Raw genomic sequence first — 22,346 nt, 5'->3', positions numbered from 1 at the left:
CCAGTGGTTCGCGACCGATGTCGACCCATGCGACATCCGCACCGTGTTCCTGCAGTCGACCCTGCTGAGTCAACCAACCCAGAAAGTGCTGCCATGGCAACATCTGCCTTGAATTCCCTATGGGGAAATCTGTGGACCTCGCACCGAGAGACCAAGCGTCTCCTGACCTTGTCGAGAATCAGGCAGTCGGTGGGGCACACCCCGACGGCCGCCGACGAGGACAAGACCAGCCCGGCGCCGGCCCAGGACGCGACGAAGGGTCCCGGATCGCCGCAGAGCCCCGGAAACCCAGGGCCTGGCTACACGCCCGCACGCCTCACCGGTCTGATCCTCGGCCCGGCACTGTTCGTGGCGGCCATGCTGTTCTTCAACCCGGCAGGGCTCTCCCCGGAAGGGCAGGCGATCCTCGCCGTCACCCTGTGGGTGGCGACCTGGTGGATCACCGAGGCGATCCCGATCCCGGTGACCTCCCTGCTGCCCGTGGTGCTCATGCCATTGACCGGGGCCCTGGAGGGCGACGCGGTCGTGTCCGCCTACGGCAACGACATCATCTTCTTGTTCATCGGAGGCTTCACCCTGGCGATCGCGATGGAGAAGTGGAACCTCCACCAGCGCATCGCCCTCTCGATCGTCTCGGCGATCGGCACGAGTCCGAAGCGCATCGTGCTCGGTTTCATGGTCGCCACCGCCTTCCTGTCGATGTGGGTCTCCAACACCGCGGCCACGATGATGATGATCCCCGTCGGCCTGGCCGTGGTGTACCAGGCGGCCCACACGCTGCGCGGCGGGGAGCATGCAGCCGAACTGCCGAAGTTCGAGAAGTCCATCGTCTTCGGCATCGGCTACGCGGCGACCATCGGCGGCCTGGGCACCCTCATCGGCACCCCGCCCCTGGCGATTCTCGCCGCGACGACCGGGGAACTGTTCGGGGAGACCATCTCCTTCGGCCAGTGGATGATGTTCGGGGTTCCCATCGTCATCCTCCTGCTGGCCTTCACCTGGTTCTTCCTCACCAACGTCTCGTTCAAGGTGCGGTTCAAGCACCTTCCCGGCGGTGCGGAGCTGATCCGCAGTGAGAAGAAGGCACTGGGCGCGATGTCGCACGAGGAGAAGGCCGTGCTCGCGGTCTTCCTGGGCGTGGCCTTCCTGTGGGTGACCCGCTCCTTCATCTGGGAGGACGTGCTCCCGGGCATCAGCGACGGCATCATCGCGATCATCGCCACCGTGGTCCTGTTCACCCTGCCCACCCGCCGTGCCGACGAGAGGCGCATCATGCAGTGGGAGGACTCGAAGAAGATTCCGTGGGGGATCCTCCTGCTCTTCGGCGGAGGCCTGGCCATCGCGGCGGGGTTCGTCGAGACCGGCCTGTCGGGATGGATCGGAGAGCAGCTGCGCGCCCTCGACGGGGTCGACGTCATCCTCATCATCCTGCTGGCCACCGCCCTGGTGCTGTTCATGACCGAGATCACCTCGAACGCGGCCACCGCCACCATGATCCTGCCGGTCATGGCAGCGTTCGCGATCGCTCTGGGCATCCACCCCTTCGCCCTCATGGTGCCCTGCGCCATGGCCGCCAACTGCGCCTTCATGCTCCCGGTGGGCACACCCCCGAACGCGATCCTGTTCGGCACCGGGAAGGTGACGATCATGGAAATGGTCAAGACCGGCTTCTGGTTGAACATCGCCGCGCTCCTGCTCATCGTCGCCGCGGTGCTCTACGTCCTGCCGTCCCTGTGGGGCATCGATCTGATGTCCACCCCGGCGGCCTTCCAGTGACCCACCATTCCGGCCCGGCACCCGTGCAGCCGTCACTCGAGGGCAGCCCGGAAAGCGACCGGTGATCCCGTCACCGGTGACCTCGGCGCCCGGCATCCCGGGTGCCGAGGTCGCCGGGACGGCGCGCTCGAGCTTCCCCGTCCCAGGGCACCGCACCGAGAATGACTGAGACACCACACACCACACCACACATGGAGGACACCCGATCGTGGGACGCATCCTGATCACCACCGACTACCTCGTCCCCGGCGACGACGTGGACCGGCTCCTGCGCCGGCACGGCCACGAACCCGTGCACTCCCCCTCCACCGGAACCCGACAGCCCGGCGATCGGGCGGTGTTGTTCGACGGCATCGACGGGGCCATCCTGGCCAGCGAACCGGTCACCGCCGACATGCTCACCGACGCCCACAGTCTGAAGGTCCTGGCTCGCAGCGGCGTCGGGTACGACTCCATCGACGTGCCCGCCGCCACCGCCGCCGGCATCCGGGTGTGCAACGCCCCGGGCACCAACCACCACTCCGTGGCCGAGCTGACCATCGGGCTGATCATCATGGCCGCCCGCCGCCTGGCCGACGTCACCACCGCCGTCCGGGCCGGCCGGTGGCCCCGCGACGCCGGCCACGAGCTCCGGGGCGCCACCCTGGGCATCATCGGCTACGGGCCCAGCGGCCGGGCCACCGCCCGGCTCGGTGCCGCCCTGGGAATGACCGTCATGGTCAGCACCTCCCACCCCGACGCCGATGATCCGTCGCTGGAGTTCACCGACCTCGACACCGTCATCCGTACCGCCGACTACCTGTCCCTGCACACCCGGGCCGGTGGCACCACCGGGCGGCTCATCGACGCGCCGCGGTTGCAGGCGATGAAGCCGACCGCGGTGCTGGTCAACACCGCCCGCGGCTCCTTGGTGGACGAGAACGCCCTGGCCGCCGCCCTGCGCGACGGCAGCATCGCCGCCGCCGCCCTGGACGTGCTCGAGACCGAACCGCTCCCCCAGGACAGCCCGCTGCGGGCCCTGGAGAACGTCATCATCACCTCCCACCTCGCCGGCCAGACCGTCGAAGCACGCGCGCGCGCCGGGCTGGCCGCAGCCCAGGCCGTCATCGACGTCCTCGCCGGCCGCGAACCGGCCCACCCGGTGGACCGCTGAGCCCCACCGTCAACCCTGCAACGTCACCAGCACAGATCAAGGAACAGATCCTGATGTCGAACACCCACCGCATTGCGGTCATCCCCGGCGACGGAATCGGCACCGAGGTCGTGCCCGAAGGACTGCGCGTCCTGGACACGGTCGCCGCCGCCTTCGAGCTGAATCTCGAGTTCGAGCACTTCGACTTCGCCTCGGCGGCCTACTACTCCCAGCACGGCAAGATGCTGCCCGACGGGTGGTTCGACCAGCTCAACCAGTTCGACGCCATGTTCTTCGGGGCCGTCGGCTGGCCCGAGGTCGTCCCCGACCACGTCTCGCTGTGGGGCAGCCTCCTGCAGTTCCGCCGCCACTTCGACCAGTACGTCAGCCTGCGCCCGGTCAAGCTCCTGGCCGGGGTCCCCAGCCCGCTGGCCGGCCGCACACCCGGAGATGTCGACTTCTATGTCGTCCGCGAGAACACCGAAGGCGAGTACTCCAGCATCGGCGGGAGACTGTTCGACGGCACCGAGCGGGAAACCGTGATGCAGGAGACCGTGATGACCCGCACCGGTGTCGACCGGATCCTCAAGTACGCCTTCGACCTGGCCCGGACCCGCCCCAAGAAGCACCTGACCTCGGCGACGAAGAGCAACGGCATCTCCATCACCATGCCGTACTGGGACGAGCGCGTGGAAGCCATGGCCGCCGCCTACCCCGACATCGACGTGGACAAGTACCACATCGACATCCTCACCGCGAACTTCGTCATGCACCCCGACTGGTTCGACGTGGTCGTGGCCAGCAACCTCTTCGGCGACATCCTCTCCGACCTCGGACCGGCCTGCACCGGAACCATCGGCATCGCCCCCAGCGGCAACATCAACCCCGAACGCAAGCACCCCAGCCTCTTCGAACCCGTCCACGGCTCCGCCCCCGACATCGCCGGCAAGGGCATCGCCAACCCCGTCGGACAGATCTGGGCCGCCGCCATGATGCTGGACCACCTCGGCGAAGCCGACGCCGCCGCCGCCGTTACCACCGCCATGGAAGAGGTGCTGGCCGGCAGGCCCCAGGCCCTGACTCCCGACATGGGCGGCAGGTCCACCACCGAGGAGCTGGGCAAGGCCGTCGCAGCAGCCATCACCACGCCCTGACCCGCCCACCCCACGGCCTGCGCGCGGGTCACGCCGTGGGGCTCAGGACTGGTGGGCGTCGGCGGGCTCGGCGACCTGGTAGATCGCTCCGGTGGAGACGTCCTCCTCGAGGTCCTCCAGGGAGCGGGCCCGGGTCTCGGGGACCTGGGTGGCCACGAAGATCAGGGCGATCACGCCGATGCCGGCGAAGAGGAAGAACGTGCCGGAGATCCCGACCGCGGCAACGAGGGAGGGGAAGAACAGGGCCAGGAAACCGTTCATGGTCCAGCCGAAGAACACCGAGATGCCGATGCCCAGTCCCCGCATGTGCAGCGGGAAGATCTCCGCCAGCCACACCCAGACGGCGACGTTGAGGAACGTCTGCATCGAGAGCACGAAGGCGACCACGAGGACGAGGATCACGATCGGGCGGGCCGGGTGGCCCTCGGGAAGCAGATTGCCGGCGATCCCGATCAGCAGGTGGCAGGTCGTGGTGAGGCTCAAACCGATGATGAAGGTCTTGCGCCGGTCGAGCCGGTCCATGTTGTACAGGGCGATGATGCCACCGATCACCGCCACGACACCGAAGGCGATGTTGGCCAGCACGGCCTGCTGCGCTGTCATCCCGGACTCCTCCAGAATACGAGTGCCGTAGTACATGACGGAGTTGATGCCGGTCAGCTGCTGGGTCATGGACACCCCGATACCGACCAGGATGATCCGCAGCAACCACTTGTTCGTCAGGACCGCTTTCAGCCCGATCTGGTGCGACTGGACCTCGATGGCGGCGATCCGCTCGATCTCCTGCAGCTCGGCCTTCGCGCGATCGGCCGGGCGGACCGTCTCCAGCACCGCCAGAGCCTCGTCGTACCGGCCCTTCTCGGTGAGCCAGCGCGGGGACTCGGGCATGCGCAGCATCCCGATGAACAATCCGATCGCCGGCAGCGCGGAGACGGCGAACATGATCCGCCAGATGCCCTCCACGACGTCGCCGAGGGTGACGGCGATGATCGCGTTCATCACGAAGGCGGAGAGCTGGCCGAACACGATCGCCAGTTCGTTGCGGCCGGTGATCGATCCGCGGATCTCGTAGGGGGCGAGCTCGGCCAGGTACACCGGCACGACCGTGGAGGCTCCGCCGACGGCGAGGCCGATCAGGATCCGGCCGCAGACCAGGACCGTGTACCCGGTCAGGGAGAACGTTCCCTCCTCAGCAGGCGTGGGGGTGAGGACCACCAGGGCGGTGCCGAGGAAGAACAGCACGGCCAGCAGGATGATCGTCCGGCGCCGGCCCCAGGCATCCGAGACCCGACCCCAGACCAGGGCGCCGACGGCGGCGGCGAAGATGAGGGAGCTGATCACCACGCCCAGCTGGAGCAGGTTCAGCCCCAGGTCCTGGGCCATCGGCCCCTCGGCGCCGTTGGTCACGCCGGTGTCGTAGCCGAACAGCAGCCCGCCCAGGCAGGCCACGACCGAGATCAGTCCGAGCCGCTTCCGGTGCGGCCCCTGGGTCAACGGCGGGAGGGCGACCCGGCTGTCGCTCGGAGAATGGTGGGACATGGGAACTCCTTGGGTGATGACCTCGTGAAGCACGGTCGAACCGTGTGCGGCACCGGTCGGATGGTGGGTTGTTCGTGCGGGTGGATCGGGGATCGGCCGAGAAGGCAGGACGCCGCTGAGGGCCGGCGGGCGTGCAGGCGGAATGCCCTTCGCCGTCCGGGCGGGGTCGTGGCTCCTCCGGTCGGTTGCCGCACCCGGCATCCGGTGCGACGGTGGCGAAGCGTCTACAGCGACTGCTGCGACGTGGAGTGCGCCGGAGGGCGCGCCCACCGGTGGGGAGGGGTGACGTGCGTGCCGGATCCGGGGGTGCGTACCACCAGGCCGGCCTCGACCAGATGCTGCAGAGCGCTGCGCACGGTGACCCGGGCAATGCGCAGTCGGGACGCGAGCTCGAGCTCGTTGTCCAGCTTGGTGCCCGGCGCCAGATCCCCGCTGTGGATTACCCCTTCCAGGAGGAGGGCGAGTTGGTGGTAGAGGGGCACCGGGGAGTTCCTGTCGATCGGCAGGGACAGCGTTGCGGTCATGAAAGGTCTCCTCTTCTGGCCGGGCCTCGGCCCTTCGACGCGCTGCCGGAAACTTGTTCGGCAGAGGTGTTGGCGATCACACTAATACGTACTAGTGTTTCTGCCAAGGGTTTGTCAGGACATGTTGAGGACACCGTTCCCGGGCATCCCCTTCCGCGCTCCAACCCTGACCTGAAGGAGAATCCCGTGTCCGAGCCCCGTACCCTGAACATCGGCCTGATCGGCGCCGGCCGGATCGGTTCCAGCCATGCCGAGCTGATCACCCGCACCGTGCCCAACGCCCGACTGGTCGCGATCGCCGATCCCGTCGAGGGCGCCGCGGCACGCCTGGCGGAGGCGTTGTACGTGCCTGCGGCCTACACCGACATCGCAGAGCTGCTGGCCGACCCGGAGGTGGAGGCGGTGGTGATCACCGCACCGGCCCGGTTCCACACCGAGCTGGTGGAGCAGGTCGCCGCGGCCGGCAAGGCGATCTTCTGCGAGAAGCCGGCCGGGATGACGCTGGAGGAGATCGACCGTGTCCACCAGGCCGTCGAAACCCACGGAGTGCTGTTCCGGATCGGGTTCAACCGCCGCTTCGCCGACGGATTCCCGCAGGCCCGGGCGACCATCGAGGCCGGGCGCATCGGCTCCCCGCAGCTGCTGCGCTCGACCACCCGCGACCCGGGACTGGCGAACCCCGGCGCGGTGGCCCCGTGGACGATCTTCCTGGAGACCCTGATCCACGACTTCGACACCCTGAACTTCCTCAACCCCGCCGCCCGGGCGGTACAGGTCCACGCGGTGGCCGACGCCCTCGTGGCCCCGGACTTCAAGGACGCCGGGCTGCTGGACACCGCCGTGGTCACCATCCGCTACGACAACGGGGCGATCGCCACCGCCGAGGCCAGCTTCTCGGCCGCCTACGGCTACGACACCCGGGCGGAGGCCTTCGGCTCCGCCGGCATGGTCACCGCCGGGGACCTGGCGGCCTCGAGCATGCGCTACTACGGCCCGGAGGGCATCGCCGCCGAGACCGTCCGCGCCGACACCCAGTCGATGCGCGGCGCCTACACCGCGGAGCTGCAGGCCTTCACCGACACCGCCCTCGGACACCTCTCGCCGGGTCCGGGCGTGGAGGCGGCCCGGGACGCGCTGCGGATCGCCCTGGGCTGCATCGAGTCCTGCCGCACCGGCGCCCCGGTGAGCCTGGACCCGGTGGGAGCCACCCGATGAGCGGCTTCACCCTGGCGGCGAGCGCGGAGATGGTCTTCGTCGACCTGCCGTTCGAGCAGCGGGTGCGCCGGCTGCACGAGGCCGGGTTCGAGGTGGAAATCTGGGACTGGACCACCAAGGACCTGCCCGCCCTGGCCGCAACCGGGGCCCGGTTCGGGTCGATGACCGGCTACGTGCGCGGGGCCCTCGTGGACCCGGACGGGGCGGCGGAACTGCTGCGCACCGCAGAGGACTCGCTGGCCGCCGCCGAGGTCCTCGACTGCCCCCGGCTCAACGTCCACGGCACCGGCCTGGACCCCCAGGGGCTCCCCGTGGTGCCACACGAGGTGGTCACCGGGGCGGACTGGCTGGCAGCGGCCCGCACGCTGGAGCGGCTGGCCGTCCTGGGCGAGCGCCACGGGCGGGTCTTCACCCTGGAGAACCTCAACCGCGCCGTCGACCACCCGGGGGTGCCCTTCGGGGCGGCCGAGGACACCCTGGCGCTGGTCGCGGCGGTGGACAGTCCGCACCTGCGGCTGAACCTGGACCTCTACCACGCCCAGATCGGGGAGGGGAACCTGGTAGAACTGTGCCGGAGGGCCCTCCCGTACGTGGGGGAGATCCAGGTGGCCGACGTCCCCGGGCGGTGCGAGCCGGGCACCGGGGAGATCCACTTCCCCCGGGTGGCCACCGCCCTGGCCGAGGCCGGATACGAAGGAGTGATTGCGATGGAGGCCTTTGCCGCCGCCGACCCCGAGCTGGCGCTGAGACGATTCCGGGACGCCTTCACCGTTCCCCGCCCGTGAGCCCGGACGCCCCGGGGCGGGAAGCCCCCGGCCACCCGTCCGGGCGCCGCGTCACCATGCGCGACGTCGCCCGGGCGGCCGGGGTCTCCCAGCCCCTGGTCTCCATCGTCTTCCGCGACGCCCCCGGCGCCAGCGAGGAGACCCGGGCCCACGTCCTGCGGGTCGCCGCCGAGCTGGGCTACCGCCGCGACGAACGTGCCCGGGTGCTGCGCCAGGGCCGCTCCCGGCTGCTGGGGGTGGCCTTCGAGCCCGTGCAGCCCTTCCACGGAGAGATCCTCGACGGTATCCACACCGCCGCCCAGCAGCGGGGCTACGACGTCGTGCTCTCGGCCGTCACACCGCACCGGGCGGAGGACGCCGCGGTGGAGGCCCTGCTGCGCGACCGGTGCGAGGCCCTGGTCCTGCTGGGCAGCGCCCTGCCACGGACCCGCCTCGAGCAGATCAGTGCGACCCTGCCGGTCGTCTCCGTCACCCGGGCTTTCGACGCGGCGGCCTTCGACAGCGTGGCCACCGACGACCACCGCGGCGCGGTGCTGGCCGTGGAGCACCTCCTCGACCTGGGGCACCGGCGGATCGCCTACATCGACGCCGACCGCGAGGCCGGCGGGGCGAGGCGCCGGGCCGGCTACCAGGACACCATGGCCGCCGCGGGCCTGGTCGACGAGATGCTGATCGTGCGCGGCGGCGCCTCGGAGGCCGGCGGCGCCACCGCCATCACCGGGCTCCTGGCCCAGGACCCCGCGCCGACCGCTGTCATCGCCTTCAACGACCGCTGCGCCGTCGGGGTGATCAGCCAGGCCCGCGTCCTGGGCCGGTGCGTGCCCGAGGACCTGTCGGTGGTCGGCTTCGACGACTCCGAGCAGGCGTCCCTGCCCTACCTCGACCTCACCACCCTGGCCCAGGACCCCTGCCTGCTCGCGCACACCGCCGTGGACCTGGCGCTGCGCCGCTTGGATGCGACGGCTGAGAACACCGCGGTGACCGGCGAGCACGTGGTGCTCCCCGCCCAGCTGGTCACCCGCACCAGCACCGCACCCGTCCCCGCTGCCCCCTGAGGCGGCTCCCTCGCCACTCCGGCCCAGGACCGGGCAGGCGGCACTTGCGGGACGGGGCCCTTCCGCACCGATCAGGAACCCCGCCTGTCCCCCGATGAACGGACTACACGGGGCCCCAGACGAGGTCGTGCCGGGGCACGCTGCGCTGCACGAGCAGGTACGGGGCCCACAGCAGGGCCGCGGAGAGGACGGTCAGCCCGAAGCCGATCATCGCTGTCCGCTCGGCAGCCGACCCCATCTCCACGCTGCCCACCAGCACCGAGAAGGAGATGACCACCAGCAGAAGCCAGCACACCAGCCCGTGGAACCAGCGCAGGCCACGGCGCAGCGGCAGGAAGAAGAGCGCGGCCGCCGGCAGGACCACGAGGAGCTCCAGCGGCCAGACGGCGGCGGGCAACCACCCGTGCTGGACGAGGTAGGGCAGCAGGAAGCCGGCGCTCAGGGCGTACATGCCGGCGAACCATGCACCGAGGATCCAGTGCCGGCCGGTGGGCCGCTGACGCGCCTCCTGCAGCGCGGGGTCCCGGCGCTCCGCCTGCTCCTGGGCCTGCGCGGCGTTCTGATGCCAGCGGTTCTCCAGCCGGATCGTGTTGTCCAGCCACCCGCCGGTGGCGGGGAAGGGGATGACCTCTTCGGTGGTCGCGAGGTGCTCGAGCTGGGCCTCGGGGCCGAGGTAGGCCTCGCCCTTCCACGAGAGCGGCCGGGCGGTGTAGCCCAGTTCCACGCCGTGCTTCCGCAGCGCTGCGATCCAGACGTCGACCGCGGGGTCCTTGTGCGAGGAGAAGGGGACGCTCGTGATCCGGCGGCTCCCGTCCTGGTCGAACAGGATGTGCAGGACGGGGGCCGTCTCGGTCAGTGTTCCGCCGCCGTTCTCGACGAGGATCGTGCGGCGCAGGATCCGGTAGGAGGCCACGACGGAGGCCACGGCCTCCCAGGGGATGGCCCGGCGGACCGGTGCGTCGGCGCCGAAGGTGTTCCACTCGGTCGTCTCGATGCCGGTCTCGCGCAGGGTATAGGTCGAGCGGTGGCGGGCGTGCCAGGCTCCCCTGCGCACCAGGTCCACCGTCCTGACCAGGAGCAGGACCCCGGCCGCCACGAAGACCAGAGTGAACAGCAGCCACGGGTTCCAGAACGCGATCATCAGCCAGACGGGGACGCCGATGAAGAGCGCGACGATGGCCGCGACGAAGAACAGGCCGACCACCGCGGCGCCGCGCCAGAACAGGTCCTCCCGCTGCTCGCTCTGGACGTGGACGACCGGACTTCCGGTCACGGCGGTCCGGGAGACGGGGTGGGGATCCGGTGTCACGACAGGTGCTCGCTCTCGGTGCAGGGGCGGGTGCGTCCCGGGCAGGGGTGTTCCGGCGCTCTCGGAGCCTATCGGGGACCAGGGCTCGGGGCGCTGACCCGACACGGCGCCGTCCCGTCGCCTCCGCCCGTCCGGAGAGCGCACGCAGAAGGGCGGGGAGCCTCCGGAGGCTCCCCGCCCTTCGCGAGAGTTCTAGTTGCGCGAGCTGCCGGTGTTCGTGCCCTCGCCGGAGTCGTCCCGGTGGTAGAGGTACTCGTTGCCGTGCTCGTCCTTCTCCACGTAGAAGTGTTCCTGGACCTCCTGGTACCAGGTCTGGGCGGCCTCGCTCATCCTCTCGCCCTCCTGCGCCTGGGCCAGCCGGTCCCCCGGCCCGTAGACGCGCATCGCGATGGCGTTGAGCCGGTCGAGGATGCGGTGCTGCTGCTCGCCGTCCCGGTTGGTGTTCTGCCTGTTCCGCGCCATGACGTCCCCCGTTGCCGACTGTGATGGTGATCACCAGTCTAGCGCCTGGGTGCCGGCACGGACCGGGCCCACCGGCGGGTGTGACGCCGGTGGGCCCGTACGGTCCCTGGTGTGCGGGCGGCTACTCGACGTCGCGGATCTGCTTGAGGGAGCCGGTGCTCGTGCGGTACTCCCGCACGTAGTCGGGCTGCTCCGGGTGCTCGATGGCCGGGGCGTTGGCCGGCTCCGAGCCGTGCACGTAGTCCGGGGCCACGACGATCTCCTCGTCCACCTCGGCGCCGGTGGAGGTGCGGCGGCGGAACTCCTCGGGCGGCAGCACCCGGCGCCACTGGCGGGTGGGCAGGACGCCCACCTCCCCGGCGTCCTCGCGCAGGGCCCGGAGCAGCGAGTAGATCATCACGTACCCGAGCACGAAGAACGGCAGGCCGATGAGGATCGCCACGTTCTGCAGGGCGGCGAGCCCGGTGGCGCCGGTGGCGGTCAGCAGGATCGCGGCGATGAGGCCGATGGCGACGACCCAGAACACGCGCTGGTGCACCGGGGACTCCTCCTCGTGGCCGCTGCCCATGGTGTCCATGACCAGGGCGGCCGAGTCGATCGAGGTGATGAAGAACAGCACCACGATGAGCACGCCCACGGCGGAGGTGACGGTGGAGAACGGGAAGTTCTCGAGGAAGACGAACATCGCGCCGGGGATGTCGCCCTCGTCGACGACGGCCTCCACGAGCCCGCCCCCGCCGTTGAGCTCGATGTCGAACACGCCCATGCCGAAGATCCCGAACCAGATGACGGAGAACAGCGTGGGGAAGGCGAGCACCCCGGAGACGAACTGGCGGATGGTACGGCCGCGGGAGATGCGGGCGATGAAGATGCCCACGAACGGGGACCACGTGATGGTCCACGCCCAGTAGAAGACGGTCCAGCCGCTCTGCCACCCGGTGTCCGCGAGCGAGTCGTTCCAGAAGGCGAGCGCCGGGAGCATCGACAGGTACGTGCCGGCGGACTCGACCATGCCCTTGAGCATCAGCACGGTGGGCCCGGAGACGAGGATGAAGACCAGCAGGGCGATCGCGATGAGGATGTTGGTGTTGGACAGCCGCTTGATGCCCCGGTCGAGGCCGAGGGCCACGGAGACCGAGGCGACGAGGCTGACGGCGGCGATGATGAGGATCTGCGACAGCGCCGACTCGGAGATGCCGAAGAGCCGTGCCAGGCCGCTGTTGATCTGCATGGTGCCGAGCCCGATCGAGACGGCCACGCCGAAGAGGGTGCCGACGATGGCCAGGATGTCGATGAGCCGCCCGACCGGCCCGTGGATGCGCTCCCCCAGCAGCGGCTGGAACATGGAGCTCACCCGCGGCGGGAGGTTGCGCTTGTACATGAAGTAGCCGAAGGCCAGTGCCGGGAGGGTGAAGATCGTCCAGGTGTGCAGCCCGAAGTGGTAGAGCGTGAAGCCCATCGCCTCGGTGGCGGCCTCCATGGAGGCCGGCTCGACGCCCTGCCGGGGCGGGTTCGCGAAGTGGTTCACCGGTTCGGCGACGGCCCAGAACATCAGGATCGTGCCGATGCCCGCGGCGAAGAGCATCGAGAACCAGGACAGGTTGGTGTGCTGGGGCCGTTCGTCGTCGGCCCCGAGCCGGACCTGACCGAAGCGGCTGACCATGAGGTAGATCAGGAACAGCAGGAAGACGGTCACACCCAGGATGTAGAACCAGCCGAGCTGTTCGATCACCCAGGTCGAGCCGTCCGCGAAGACAGCGTCCATGAACTCCGTGAACACCAGCGTCAGGACCACGAACGCGGCGATCACCAGCGCGGAGCCGAAGAAGATGGTGGGACTGGTCCGCAGTCGCAGGGAGTCGTGCAGTCTGTTCAGCATCGCCGTGCTTCCCCGGCTGCCCTCGGCCTCGGACGAGCGGACGGCCGCCGTGTCTCGGTTGTGTGCGTCGGTCGTGTGGATCGGTGGTGCGTTCTGGTTGCTACGACCCTACCGCGTGGTCGTCCTGAGGCGGAGGCTCACTCCGGGGACGGCGTGGACGCCAGGCGCGGCTCCACGTGCCACTCCCACCACGCGTCCACGCGGTCGCGCAGGCGCTGCACGGTGCCGTCGTTGACCAGCACGGTGCTGGAGACGGCTGCCCGCTCCTCGTCGGTGGCCTGGGCGGCGATCCGGGCGCGGGCGTCGGCCTCCGTCATGCCGCGGTCCTCGACCATCCGCCGCACGCGCTCCTCTGCCGGGGCCTGGACCGTGAGGACGAGGTCGAAGCGCCCGTGCTGGCCGGTCTCCACGAGCAGCGGGATGTCCTCGACCAGGACGGCGTCCTCCCCGGCCGCGGCCGCGAGCCGCTCGGCCTCCGCCCGGACGAGGGGGTGGATGATCGCGTTGAGCCGGGCGCGCGCCTCCGGGTCCGCGAACACGCGGGCGCCGAGCGCGGCCCGGTCCAGGCGGCCGTCCGGGGTCAGCACGGAGGGTCCGAACTCCTCCACGATCCCCTCGAGGCCGGGCCGGCCCGGCTCCTGCAGGGCGCGGGCGATCGCGTCGGCGTCGACCACGGTGGCCCCGAGCTCCATGAGCCGCCGGGAGACCGTGGACTTGCCCGAGGCGATCCCGCCGGTGAGTCCGATGGTCAGCATGGGACCATGCTATCGGCCGGTCCCGGCCGCGCCCCGCCGGGCGCTCAGGCCTCCCCGGCCCCGGCCACGGTGGTCATGACGTCCGGCAGCGTGCCGGGCCCGTGCGCCCGCTGCACCCGCAGCCAGCGGTACCCGTAGCCCTCCAGGGCCAGCTCGGCCGAGGAGTCGGCGTCGAGGGTGCACGTCCCGCTGCCCAGCAGGTCCAGCAGCTCGGTGCCCTCCTCCTCGTCCGGCAGCCGCAGCGGCACCGTGGTGGGCTCGGCGGAGAAGTTGTGCAGCGCCACGATGCCGGAGCCCTCCCACGAGCACCGGTGGGCGAGGACCTCCCGCCGCGGCTGGTCCAGGACCTCGGCGGGCCCCCAGGCCAGCTCGGTGCACTCGCGGTAGCGGCGGGCCAGGGTGGTGACGAAGTTCAGCAGGGAGTCCGGGTCCCGCTTGGCGTCGGCCACGTTCACGGCCGCGGGGCCGAACTCCCCCTCGACGACGGGGCCGGAGAGGTCCTCGGCGCCGGCGGAGGAGAACCCCCCGTTGCGCCCGGAGGTCCACTGCATGGGCGTGCGGACGGCCATGCGGCCCTCGGCGGCGAGATTCTCGCCCATGCCGATCTCCTCGCCGTAGTACAGCACCGGGGTGCCCGGCAGGGAGAAGAGCAGCGAGTAGACCATCCGGATGCGCTGCCGGTCCCCGTCCAGCATGGGCGGCAGCCGCCGGGTGAGGCCCCGGCCGTAGATCTGCATGCGCTCCTCGGGCCCGAAGGCGGCGAAGACCTCCTCCCGCTCGGACGCGGAGAGCTGATCGAGGGTGAGCTCGTCGTGGTTGCGCACGAAGTTGGCCCACTGGGCGTCCTGCGGGATGCGGGGCCGGTTCTTCAGGGCGGTCGCCAGCGGCCCGGCGTCCCGGCGGGCCAACGAGAGGTAGAGGTTCTGCATGGCCACGAAGTCGAAGATCATGGTCAGCTCCCCCGCGTCCTCCGTGCCGAACAGCTCGAGCTGCTGCTGGTAGGGCAGATTGACCTCGCCCAGCAGGGCGGCCCGGCCGTTGCGGCGGTTGGCGAACCTGCGCAGCGAGCGCAGGAACCCGTGCGGGTCCGTGAACCCGCCCTGGTTCTCGAAGTCGTCGCCCTGCGCCAGCGTGAGCAGCTGGGGGATCCCGTCCACGCGGAAGCCGTCGAGGCCCAGGTGCAGCCAGAACCCGACGATCTTCGCGATCTCGTCCCGCACCTTGGGGTGGGAGAGGTTGAGGTCGGGCTGGTGGCGGTAGAAGCGGTGCAGGTACCAGTGCCCGGTGATCTCGTCCCGGGTCCAGATGCCGCCCTCCTGGTCGGGGAACACGGCCTTCCCGGAGGTGTCCGGCGGCTCGTCGGCCCGCCACACGTAGTAGTCGCGGTACGGGCTGTCCGTGCTCGAGCGCGCGGCCTGGAACCACGGGTGCTGGTCGGAGGTGTGGTTGACCACGAGGTCGGCGATGACCCGCAGACCGCGGTCCTGGGCGGTGCGGACGAGCTCCACGAGGTCGCCGAAGCTGCCCAGCCGCCGATCCACGCCGTAGAAGTCGGTGATGTCGTAGCCGTCGTCCCGGTTCGGTGAAGGGTAGAACGGCATGAGCCACAGGCAGGTGACGCCGAGCTCCGCCAGGTAGTCCACCCTCTCGGCCAGCCCGGCGATGTCGCCGACGCCGTTGCCGTCCGTGTCCAGGAACCGCTCGACGTCCACGCAGTACACGACCGCCTGCTTCCACCAGAGGTCGGAGGTGTCGGCGATGCGCATGTCTGCTCCCTCGGTCGCGGCTGCTCCCCTGTCTAGCACCCCGTCCCGGTCCCGTCGAGGGTGCGCGGTGCCCGGCCTAGAGTGGGGAGCATGGACCCGGACCCACTGCTCAGCCGCGCGACCCGGTACACGACGCTCGCCGCGGGCACGGAGGCGGTGGCCGAGCTGGAGATCAAGCGCTCCCGCTTCCTGGCGGTGCTGCGGCGGGCGTCCACGGAGGCCGAGGCCCGGGCCCTGGTCGAGGAGCTGCGGCGCGGATTCCACGACGCCCGCCACCACTGCTCGGCGTTCGTCCTGGGCCCGGACCGGGACGTGCAGCGCTCCTCGGACGACGGCGAGCCCGCCGGCACCGCGGGCCTGCCGATGCTCGAGGCCCTCGTGCTGCGGCGCACCGCCACGGACGCCGCCGGCCGGGACGTCACCGACCTCTCGGACGTGAGCGCCGTGGTGGTCCGCTGGTTCGGCGGCACCCTGCTCGGCGCCGGCGGGCTGGTCCGGGCCTACTCCGAGGCCGTGTCCCAGGCCCTCGACGGCGCGTCCCTGGTGGTCCGCCGGCGGCAGCGGCTCTACCGGCTCCCCGCCTCCCACGCGGACGCGGGCCGGATCGAGAACGAGCTGCGCGCGGCCGGGACCACGGTCCTGGACACCGCCTACGGGGCGGCCGGCGCGGAGCTGGGCCTCGCCCTGCCCGACGACGACGCGGCCGTCGCCGCGCTGCACTCCCGCGTGGCCTCGCTGACCGCCGGCGCCGGTGTCCTGCGGCCCGTCGGCACGGACTGGGTGGACACCCCCGCCGGCAGCCGGCCCTGAGCGGCGCCCGGCCGGTCCGGCGGCCCCGGGAACAGCACGACGGCCCCCGCCCTGCGAAGGGTGGGGGCCGTCGTGGTCAGCGCCGTGCGGAACGGCCTGGCGGTGCCTGTCGGATCAGGCTCCGGTCAGCTTCTCGCGCAGAGCGGCCAGGGCCTCGTCGGAGGCCAGGGTGCCGGAGTCGGCGGCCGGGGCCTCGGAGGAGTAGCTGGTCGGGGCCGGCGCGGACGAGGAGGAGGACGAGGAGGACGAGGACGAGGAGCTCGTCGTGCCGCCGGCGGCGGCCTCGGCGTCCTCGGCGATCGACTTCCGGACCTGCTCCTTGTGCGCCTCCCAGCGCGACTGGGCGTCGGCGTACTGCTGCTCCCAGGCGGCGCGCTGGGTCTCGTAGCCCTCGATCCACTCGTTGGTCTCGGGATCGAAGCCCTCGGGGTACTTGTAGTTGCCCTGGTCGTCGTACTCGGCGGCCATGCCGTACTGGGCCGGGTCGAACTCGGTGGAGTCCGGGTCCACGCCCTCGTTGGCCTGCTTGAGCGACAGCGAGATGCGGCGGCGGTCCAGGTCGATGTCGATGACCTTGACGAACAGCTCGTCGCCCACGGAGACGACCTGCTCGGCCATGTCCACGTGGCGCTGGGCCAGCTCGGAGATGTGCACCAGGCCCTCGATGCCGTCCTCGACGCGCACGAACGCGCCGAAGGGGACGAGCTTGGTGACCTTGCCCGGCACGACCTGCCCGAGGGCGTGGGTGCGGGCGAACAGCTGCCACGGGTCCTCCTGGGTCGCCTTCAGCGACAGGGAGACGCGCTCGCGGTCCATGTCGACGTCCAGGACCTCGACGGTGACCTCCTGGCCGACCTCGACGACCTCGGAGGGGTGGTCGATGTGCTTCCAGGACAGCTCGGAGACGTGCACGAGGCCGTCGACGCCGCCCAGGTCCACGAAGGCACCGAAGTTGACGATCGAGGAGACCGTGCCCGTGCGGACCTGGCCCTTCTCGAGCTTGTGCAGGAAGTTCGAGCGGACCTCGGACTGGGTCTGCTCGAGCCAGGCACGGCGGGACAGGACCACGTTGTTGCGGTTCTTGTCCAGCTCGATGATCTTCGCCTCGATCTGCTGGCCGATGTACGGCGCGAGGTCGCGCACGCGGCGCATCTCGACGAGGGAGGCGGGGAGGAAGCCGCGCAGGCCGATGTCGAGGATGAGGCCGCCCTTGACGACCTCGATGACGGTGCCGGTGACGACGCCGTCGTCCTCCTTGATCTTCTCGATGTCGCCCCAGGCGCGCTCGTACTGAGCCCGCTTCTTGGACAGGATCAAGCGGCCTTCCTTGTCCTCCTTGGTGAGGACCAGAGCCTCGACCTCATCACCCACGGTCACGACCTCGTCCGGGTCGACATCGTGCTTGATGGACAGCTCGCGGGACGGGATGACGCCCTCGGTCTTGTAGCCGATGTCGAGAAGGACCTCGTCGCGGTCGACCTTGACGACGGTGCCCTCGACGAGGTCGCCGTCGTTGAAGTACTTGATGGTCGCGTCGACAGCGGCGAGGAAGTCCTCGGCGGACCCGATGTCGTTGACGGCAACCTGCGGGGTGGTGGTGGTCATGTAGTAGGGGCTCCGATGGGGATAGTTTGTGATCAGTCGGAACGGAGATTGTCCGGCCGGACCGCGGCCGTTCCGAAGGATTGCTGGACAGGGCACGTGCAGAGCACGCACCGGGTCAGTCTACGGACGGAGGAAAAGGGGCGCAACACGCGACCCGCCGTGCCGCGCGGGCTCAGAACTGTGTGACGCCGTACGGGGCGGTCGGGGTCTCCATGAAGTCCTGCAGGTCCCGTAGCGAGTCCTCGTCCCGGGCCACGATCAGTCCCGCCTGCGCGAGGGTGCTCGCCTTCACCGCCCCGAGGTACAGGGACCCGAGCACGTCCACCCGCATCGCCACGTCGGCCCCGTCGGGCAGCTCCACCGCGGGGACCGACCGCCCGGCGTCGTCGTCGGCGGTGCGGGGCCGGTCGCCCAGCCGCTCGACCACGGGCGTGCCGCTGCTGGTGTCCAGTGCCCAGACGCCGTCGGCGTAGCCCATCGAGTCCACGAGGGAGATCACGATCCGCCCGCGGAAGGTGTACGGGCGGGCCTCCAGCGCGGCGGCGGGGTCCAGGACCCGCACCCACACCTTGTCGGACTCCGCGGTGACGCGGTACTTGGCCCGGTCCGCCATCGCCCACACCAGCGGGTCCTCCACGGGGGCGCGGCCGAAGCGGACCTGGTCCACGAGGTCCAGGGAGGTCACGAACTCCCACAGGGCGATCGACACGTCCGGGGAGGCGCCCACGAGGTCGAGCACCGTCAGGGTCAGCGGGTAGGAGGTGTTGGGCTCGAACCGGTAGGTCACGTAGCCGTCCGGGCGCATCGCGTCGTCGTAGTGCACGGCGCAGCGCACCTCGGGGTCCGCCTTCTGCGGGGTGATGGCGTACTCCCCCGTGTACTCGGGCCAGTGGTAGGCCACCCGGCTCACCGACCCGTGGGAGCTCTCGTGGAAGCGCTGGAAGAGCACGGGGGCGAGCTGGCGCACCGCCTCGCCGTCGGCCATCTCCACGCTGCCCACGGTCGGGGCCTTGAGCTGCAGGCGGGTCGTGGCGTCCACGGTGACCTCGCGGTTGAACGTGGCCGCGCCGAAGCCGAACCGGCCGTAGATGGTGGCCTCGGTCGCGGTCAGCAGCGCCACGGGGTAGCCGTCCCGCCGGGCGCGGTCGAGCTCTCCCGTCATGAGCCGGCGCAGCAGCCCGCGGCGGCTGTGCGTGGGCCGCACGGTGACCTCGGAGATGAGCCGGGCCCGCAGCAGCCGGCCGCGGCCCGCGTTGAGCGAGCCCTCCCAGGAGGTGAAGGTCGCCACGGGCCGCCGGGTGGGGAGCGCCGCCTCCGGCACGGCGTGCGGGTACGCCGCTCGCAGTCGCACCCGCTCGGCGTGCATCCAGGACAGGGTGCGCTCGAGGGTCTCGTCGGTCGGCTCCGCCTGGTGGAAGCCCTGCCGGATGGCCCGCACCCACTCCACGGCGGCCGGGTTGGCCGCGACGCCGCCGGGGCCCACGCCGAACTCCGCGAAGGTGTAGTCGTGCCCGCCGGCCGAGTAGGACTCGGTCACGGTGCCGGGGGTGGACGGTGTCGTCGGAGCGTCGTGCTGGGGGTCCATGGTGGGTTCCTCGTTCGCGGTGGGTTCGGGGAGCGGGCCGGCCGGGGCGCCGGTCCGGCCGGTCAGTGGGCCGCCTCGTGCCAGGAGCGGCCCGCGCCGACGTTGACCTCCAGCGGCACGGACAGCTCGGCGGCGCCGCCCATCTCCTCGCGCAGCACCCGCTCCACGGTCTCGCGCTCCCCGCGCACGACCTCCACCACGAGCTCGTCGTGGACCTGCAGGAGCATCCGGGAGCCGAGGCCCTCGTCGGTGAAGCGCCGGTCCACCCCGAGCATCGCCTTCTTGATGATGTCGGCGGCCGAGCCCTGGATGGGGGCGTTGAGGGCGGCGCGCTCGGCCATGGAGCGCAGCTGCCGGTTGTCGCTGGAGAGGTCCGGGAGGTACCGGCGGCGGCCGTCGATCGTGGCCGTGTAGCCGTCCTCGCGGGCCTGCTCCACGACGCCGCGCAGGTAGTCGCGCACCGCCCCGAACCGGGTGAAGTAGTCGCTCATCAGGGTGCGGGCCTCGTCGACGGGGATCCGCAGCTGCTTGGAGAGCCCGAAGGAGCTCAGCCCGTAGACCAGCCCGTAGCTCATGGCCTTGACCTTGGAGCGCATGGGCGCGGTGACCTCCTCCGGGGCCACGCCGAAGATCTTCGAGCCGACGAAGCGGTGCAGGTCCTCGCCGCTGCGGAACGCCTCGATCAGCGCCTCGTCCCCGGACAGGTGCGCCATGATGCGCATCTCGATCTGGGAGTAGTCGGCGGTGAGCAGCTGCTCGTAGGCCCGCCCGTCCTCCGGGCGCCCGACCACGAACAGCCCGCGGATGCGGCGGCCCTCCTCGGTGCGCACGGGGATGTTCTGCAGGTTGGGGTTGGTGGAGGACAGCCGGCCGGTGGCGGCGACGTTCTGCATGTAGGTGGTGTGCACGCGGCCGTCCTCGGCGATGGCCTTCTGCAGGCCCTCGACGGTCTGGCGGAGCTTGTTGGCGTCCCGGTAGGCCAGCAGGCCGGCGAGGAAGCGGTGCCCCTTGGAGTCCGGGTCGGTGCGGGTGAGCAGCTCCGCCACGGCGTCGGCATCGGTGGTGAAGCCGGACTTGATCTTCTTGGTCTTCGGCAGCCCCAGCTCCTCGAACATCACCTGCTGCAGCTGCTTGGTGGAGCCGAGGTTCACGGGCTCCGCGATCTGGGCGTGCGCCTCCTGCTGCGCCTGCTCGATCACCCGGGCGAAGTCGTCGAGCAGGACCTGCACCCCCTCGGGGTCCACGGCGATCCCGGCGAGCTCCATCCGGCCCAGCACCACGGCCAGGGGCAGCTCGAGGTCCGTGAGGAGGGCGGTCTGGTGGGTCTCGGCCAGCTTCTCCAACAGGTGCTCGGAGAGCTGGACGGTGACGACCGCCAGCTCCGCCTCCCGCCGCAGCACCGCCGGGGCGGGCCAGGGCTCGGCGTCCAGGGCGAGCTGCTGCTGCCCCTCGGCGGCGGGGCCGTCCGCGGCGGGGGCCACCGCCAGGCCCAGCCGGTCCTCGAGCAGCGCGGGGAGCTCGTAGCTGCGCCGCGCCGGCTGCAGCAGGTAGGCCGAGAGCTGGGGGTCGTCCACGACCCCGGCCAGCGGCAGGCCGCGCACCGCGAGGGACTTCCAGACGTCCTTGAGCCCGTCCACGATCTTGGGCCGGTCCGCGTCGGCCAGCCAGCGGGCCAGTGCGGACTCGAGGCCGGAGTCGGCGGCCGCGAGGTCCAGGAACAGCGCGGACGGCTGGTGGCCGCCGCGGGCGAGGACCGCCCCGGAGAGCTCGCGGGCTCCCGGCAGCACGGGGTCGTCGTCGCGGTGCAGGGCGTGCAGCACCACGGGGCCCTCCCCGCCGGCCAGCCACTGCTCGAGGTCCTCGGCGGTGCCGGGGCGCTCCACCTCGCCCAGGCCGAGGTCGGCCGGCGGGGCCGCCTCCTCGGCGGGACGCCCGAAGGCGTCGAAGAGCCGGTTGCGCAGGCCGTCGCCGAACTCGAGGTCGTCGAAGACCTCCCCCACCGCCTGGGCGTCGGGCACGGGCAGGCCGGCGTCGGCGAGGTCGACGTCCAGCGCGAGATCGGTGATCAGACGGTTGAGCCGGCGGTTGCGCTCGACGTCGGCGCGGTGCTCGCGCAGCGCCTCGCCCTTCTTGCCCTTGACGCGGTCCGCGTGCGCGAGGATCGCGTCGACGCCGCCGTAGGCGAGGATCCACTTGGCCGCGAACCCCGCGCCCACGCCGGGGATCCCGGGGAGGTTGTCGGCCTGCTCCCCGGTCAGGGCCGCGAGGTCCGGGTAGTGCTGGGGCGGCACCTTGTACTTCTCCACCACGGCGGCGGCGTCCATGTGCTTGAGGTCGGACGGGGTGCGCCCGGGGTAGACCACCGTGACGTGCTCGTCGATCATCTGGAAGGCGTCCCGGTCCCCGGAGAAGACCAGCACCTCGTAGTCCTGCTCGGCGCCGCGGCGGGCGAGGGTGGCGAGGACGTCGTCGGCCTCGTGGCCCTCGGCGGTCACCACGGGCACGCCCAGGGCGTCGAGGATCCGGCGGATCTGCGGGACCTGCCCGTGGAACTCCTCGGGCGTCTCGTCCCGCCCGCCCTTGTACTCCTCGTACTCCTGGGAGCGCAGGGTGGGGCCGTCGAGGTCGAAGGAGACCACCAGGTGGGTGGGCCTCTGCTCGCGGATCAGCTTCACGAGCGTGTTCACGAAGCCGTAGACGGCCTCGGTGTGCCGGCCGTCGGAGGTCACGAAGGCGGGCCCGCCGCCGTACTCCGCGGCGCGGGACAGCGCGAAGAACGCGCGGAACGCCAGGGAGTGACCGTCGACCAGCAGCAGCTTCCGCTCGGGCCGGGAGACCGGGTGGGGGATCTCGACGTCGACGGGGTGGTCGGTGTCGGTCCCGACGGTCACCGTGCGGACAGCGGTCTCGGGGCTCGGGTCGGTCTGCGTGTGCTGCGTCGTTTTCTCCACGGACCCATCCTAGGGCCGGGCGGGAGCAGGGGCCGGCGGTCCGC

At 71.1% G+C, this 22,346-nt stretch carries 17 protein-coding genes; 7 read left to right on the top strand and 10 right to left on the bottom strand.

What is annotated here, in order from left to right; genetic code table 11:
- Positions 1-168: 168 nt before the first annotated feature.
- The 3 genes from ACZ2G1_RS01770 to ACZ2G1_RS01760 all read left to right on the top strand — a co-directional run bounded on the left by ACZ2G1_RS01770 (position 169) and on the right by ACZ2G1_RS01760 (position 4,062).
- Positions 169-1,776, top strand: coding sequence for an SLC13 family permease (locus ACZ2G1_RS01770; RefSeq protein WP_470377386.1), 1,608 nt, complete (start codon positions 169-171; stop codon positions 1,774-1,776).
- A 208-nt stretch (positions 1,777-1,984) separates the two neighbouring features.
- The gene (locus tag ACZ2G1_RS01765; RefSeq protein WP_470377385.1) at positions 1,985-2,929 is read left to right on the top strand and encodes a phosphoglycerate dehydrogenase; all 945 of its coding nucleotides are present in this window, start codon (positions 1,985-1,987) and stop codon (positions 2,927-2,929) included.
- Between the two features lie 53 nt (positions 2,930-2,982).
- Positions 2,983-4,062: a tartrate dehydrogenase gene (locus ACZ2G1_RS01760; protein ID WP_470377384.1), complete on the top strand. Its 1,080-nt coding sequence runs from the start codon at positions 2,983-2,985 to the stop codon at positions 4,060-4,062.
- A 42-nt stretch (positions 4,063-4,104) separates the two neighbouring features.
- Here ACZ2G1_RS01760 and ACZ2G1_RS01755 read toward each other — a convergent pair whose 3' ends face one another.
- Positions 4,105-5,601, bottom strand: coding sequence for a sugar porter family MFS transporter (locus tag ACZ2G1_RS01755; RefSeq protein WP_470377383.1), 1,497 nt, complete (start codon positions 5,599-5,601; stop codon positions 4,105-4,107).
- 224 nt (positions 5,602-5,825) lie between these two features.
- Positions 5,826-6,125: a GntR family transcriptional regulator gene (locus ACZ2G1_RS01750; protein ID WP_272027530.1), complete on the bottom strand. Its 300-nt coding sequence runs from the start codon at positions 6,123-6,125 to the stop codon at positions 5,826-5,828.
- 186 nt (positions 6,126-6,311) lie between these two features.
- Between ACZ2G1_RS01750 and ACZ2G1_RS01745 the strand changes: the two genes are divergently transcribed.
- The 3 genes from ACZ2G1_RS01745 to ACZ2G1_RS01735 are packed head-to-tail and all read left to right on the top strand — an operon-like array spanning position 6,312 to position 9,180.
- Positions 6,312-7,340, top strand: coding sequence for a Gfo/Idh/MocA family oxidoreductase (locus ACZ2G1_RS01745; RefSeq protein ID WP_272027529.1), 1,029 nt, complete (start codon positions 6,312-6,314; stop codon positions 7,338-7,340).
- A complete protein-coding gene (locus ACZ2G1_RS01740) occupies positions 7,337-8,125 on the top strand; it encodes a TIM barrel protein (protein WP_109268789.1) in 789 nt (262 codons plus the stop codon). The genes ACZ2G1_RS01745 and ACZ2G1_RS01740 overlap by 4 nt, the downstream gene beginning before the upstream one ends.
- Entirely contained in the window at positions 8,122-9,180 is a 1,059-nt protein-coding gene (locus ACZ2G1_RS01735; protein ID WP_470377382.1) for a LacI family DNA-binding transcriptional regulator, read from the top strand. The genes ACZ2G1_RS01740 and ACZ2G1_RS01735 overlap by 4 nt, the downstream gene beginning before the upstream one ends.
- Before the next feature lie 103 nt (positions 9,181-9,283).
- Here ACZ2G1_RS01735 and ACZ2G1_RS01730 read toward each other — a convergent pair whose 3' ends face one another.
- The 5 genes from ACZ2G1_RS01730 to ACZ2G1_RS01710 form a co-directional block, all read right to left on the bottom strand.
- Positions 9,284-10,453, bottom strand: a complete 1,170-nt coding sequence (locus ACZ2G1_RS01730; RefSeq protein ID WP_470377381.1) for a hypothetical protein — start codon at positions 10,451-10,453, stop codon at positions 9,284-9,286.
- A 228-nt stretch (positions 10,454-10,681) separates the two neighbouring features.
- Positions 10,682-10,951, bottom strand: coding sequence for a hypothetical protein (locus ACZ2G1_RS01725; RefSeq protein WP_017832857.1), 270 nt, complete (start codon positions 10,949-10,951; stop codon positions 10,682-10,684).
- 121 nt (positions 10,952-11,072) lie between these two features.
- Positions 11,073-12,830, bottom strand: a complete 1,758-nt coding sequence (locus ACZ2G1_RS01720) for a BCCT family transporter (RefSeq protein ID WP_017832858.1) — start codon at positions 12,828-12,830, stop codon at positions 11,073-11,075.
- 137 nt (positions 12,831-12,967) lie between these two features.
- Entirely contained in the window at positions 12,968-13,585 is a 618-nt protein-coding gene (gene coaE, locus ACZ2G1_RS01715; protein ID WP_035924002.1) for a dephospho-CoA kinase, read from the bottom strand.
- A 44-nt stretch (positions 13,586-13,629) separates the two neighbouring features.
- On the bottom strand, positions 13,630-15,351 hold the full coding sequence (locus ACZ2G1_RS01710; protein ID WP_470377380.1) for an alpha-amylase family protein: 1,722 nt from the start codon (positions 15,349-15,351) through the stop codon (positions 13,630-13,632).
- 90 nt (positions 15,352-15,441) lie between these two features.
- Here ACZ2G1_RS01710 and ACZ2G1_RS01705 point away from each other — a divergent pair, with 90 nt between their 5' ends.
- Positions 15,442-16,161 carry an IMPACT family protein gene (locus ACZ2G1_RS01705; protein WP_144836585.1) on the top strand — a complete coding sequence of 240 codons (720 nt, stop codon included), beginning with the start codon at positions 15,442-15,444 and terminating at the stop codon, positions 16,159-16,161.
- A gap of 114 nt (positions 16,162-16,275) precedes the next feature.
- Here the strand turns inward: ACZ2G1_RS01705 and rpsA are convergent, their stop codons facing one another.
- From rpsA to polA, 3 genes are all read right to left on the bottom strand, one after another.
- On the bottom strand, positions 16,276-17,766 hold the full coding sequence (rpsA, locus tag ACZ2G1_RS01700) for a 30S ribosomal protein S1 (protein WP_035924005.1): 1,491 nt from the start codon (positions 17,764-17,766) through the stop codon (positions 16,276-16,278).
- Positions 17,767-17,938: 172 nt separating this feature from the next.
- On the bottom strand, positions 17,939-19,351 hold the full coding sequence (locus ACZ2G1_RS01695) for a GNAT family N-acetyltransferase (protein ID WP_095650999.1): 1,413 nt from the start codon (positions 19,349-19,351) through the stop codon (positions 17,939-17,941).
- Between the two features lie 62 nt (positions 19,352-19,413).
- Positions 19,414-22,302: a DNA polymerase I gene (gene polA, locus ACZ2G1_RS01690; protein ID WP_470377379.1), complete on the bottom strand. Its 2,889-nt coding sequence runs from the start codon at positions 22,300-22,302 to the stop codon at positions 19,414-19,416.
- Positions 22,303-22,346: the final 44 nt, after the last annotated feature.

The organism is Kocuria sp. KKT182 (assembly GCF_055635395.1).
The sequence above is the reverse complement of the archived record's forward strand: the minus strand, read 5'-3'. Positions and strand labels throughout refer to the sequence as shown.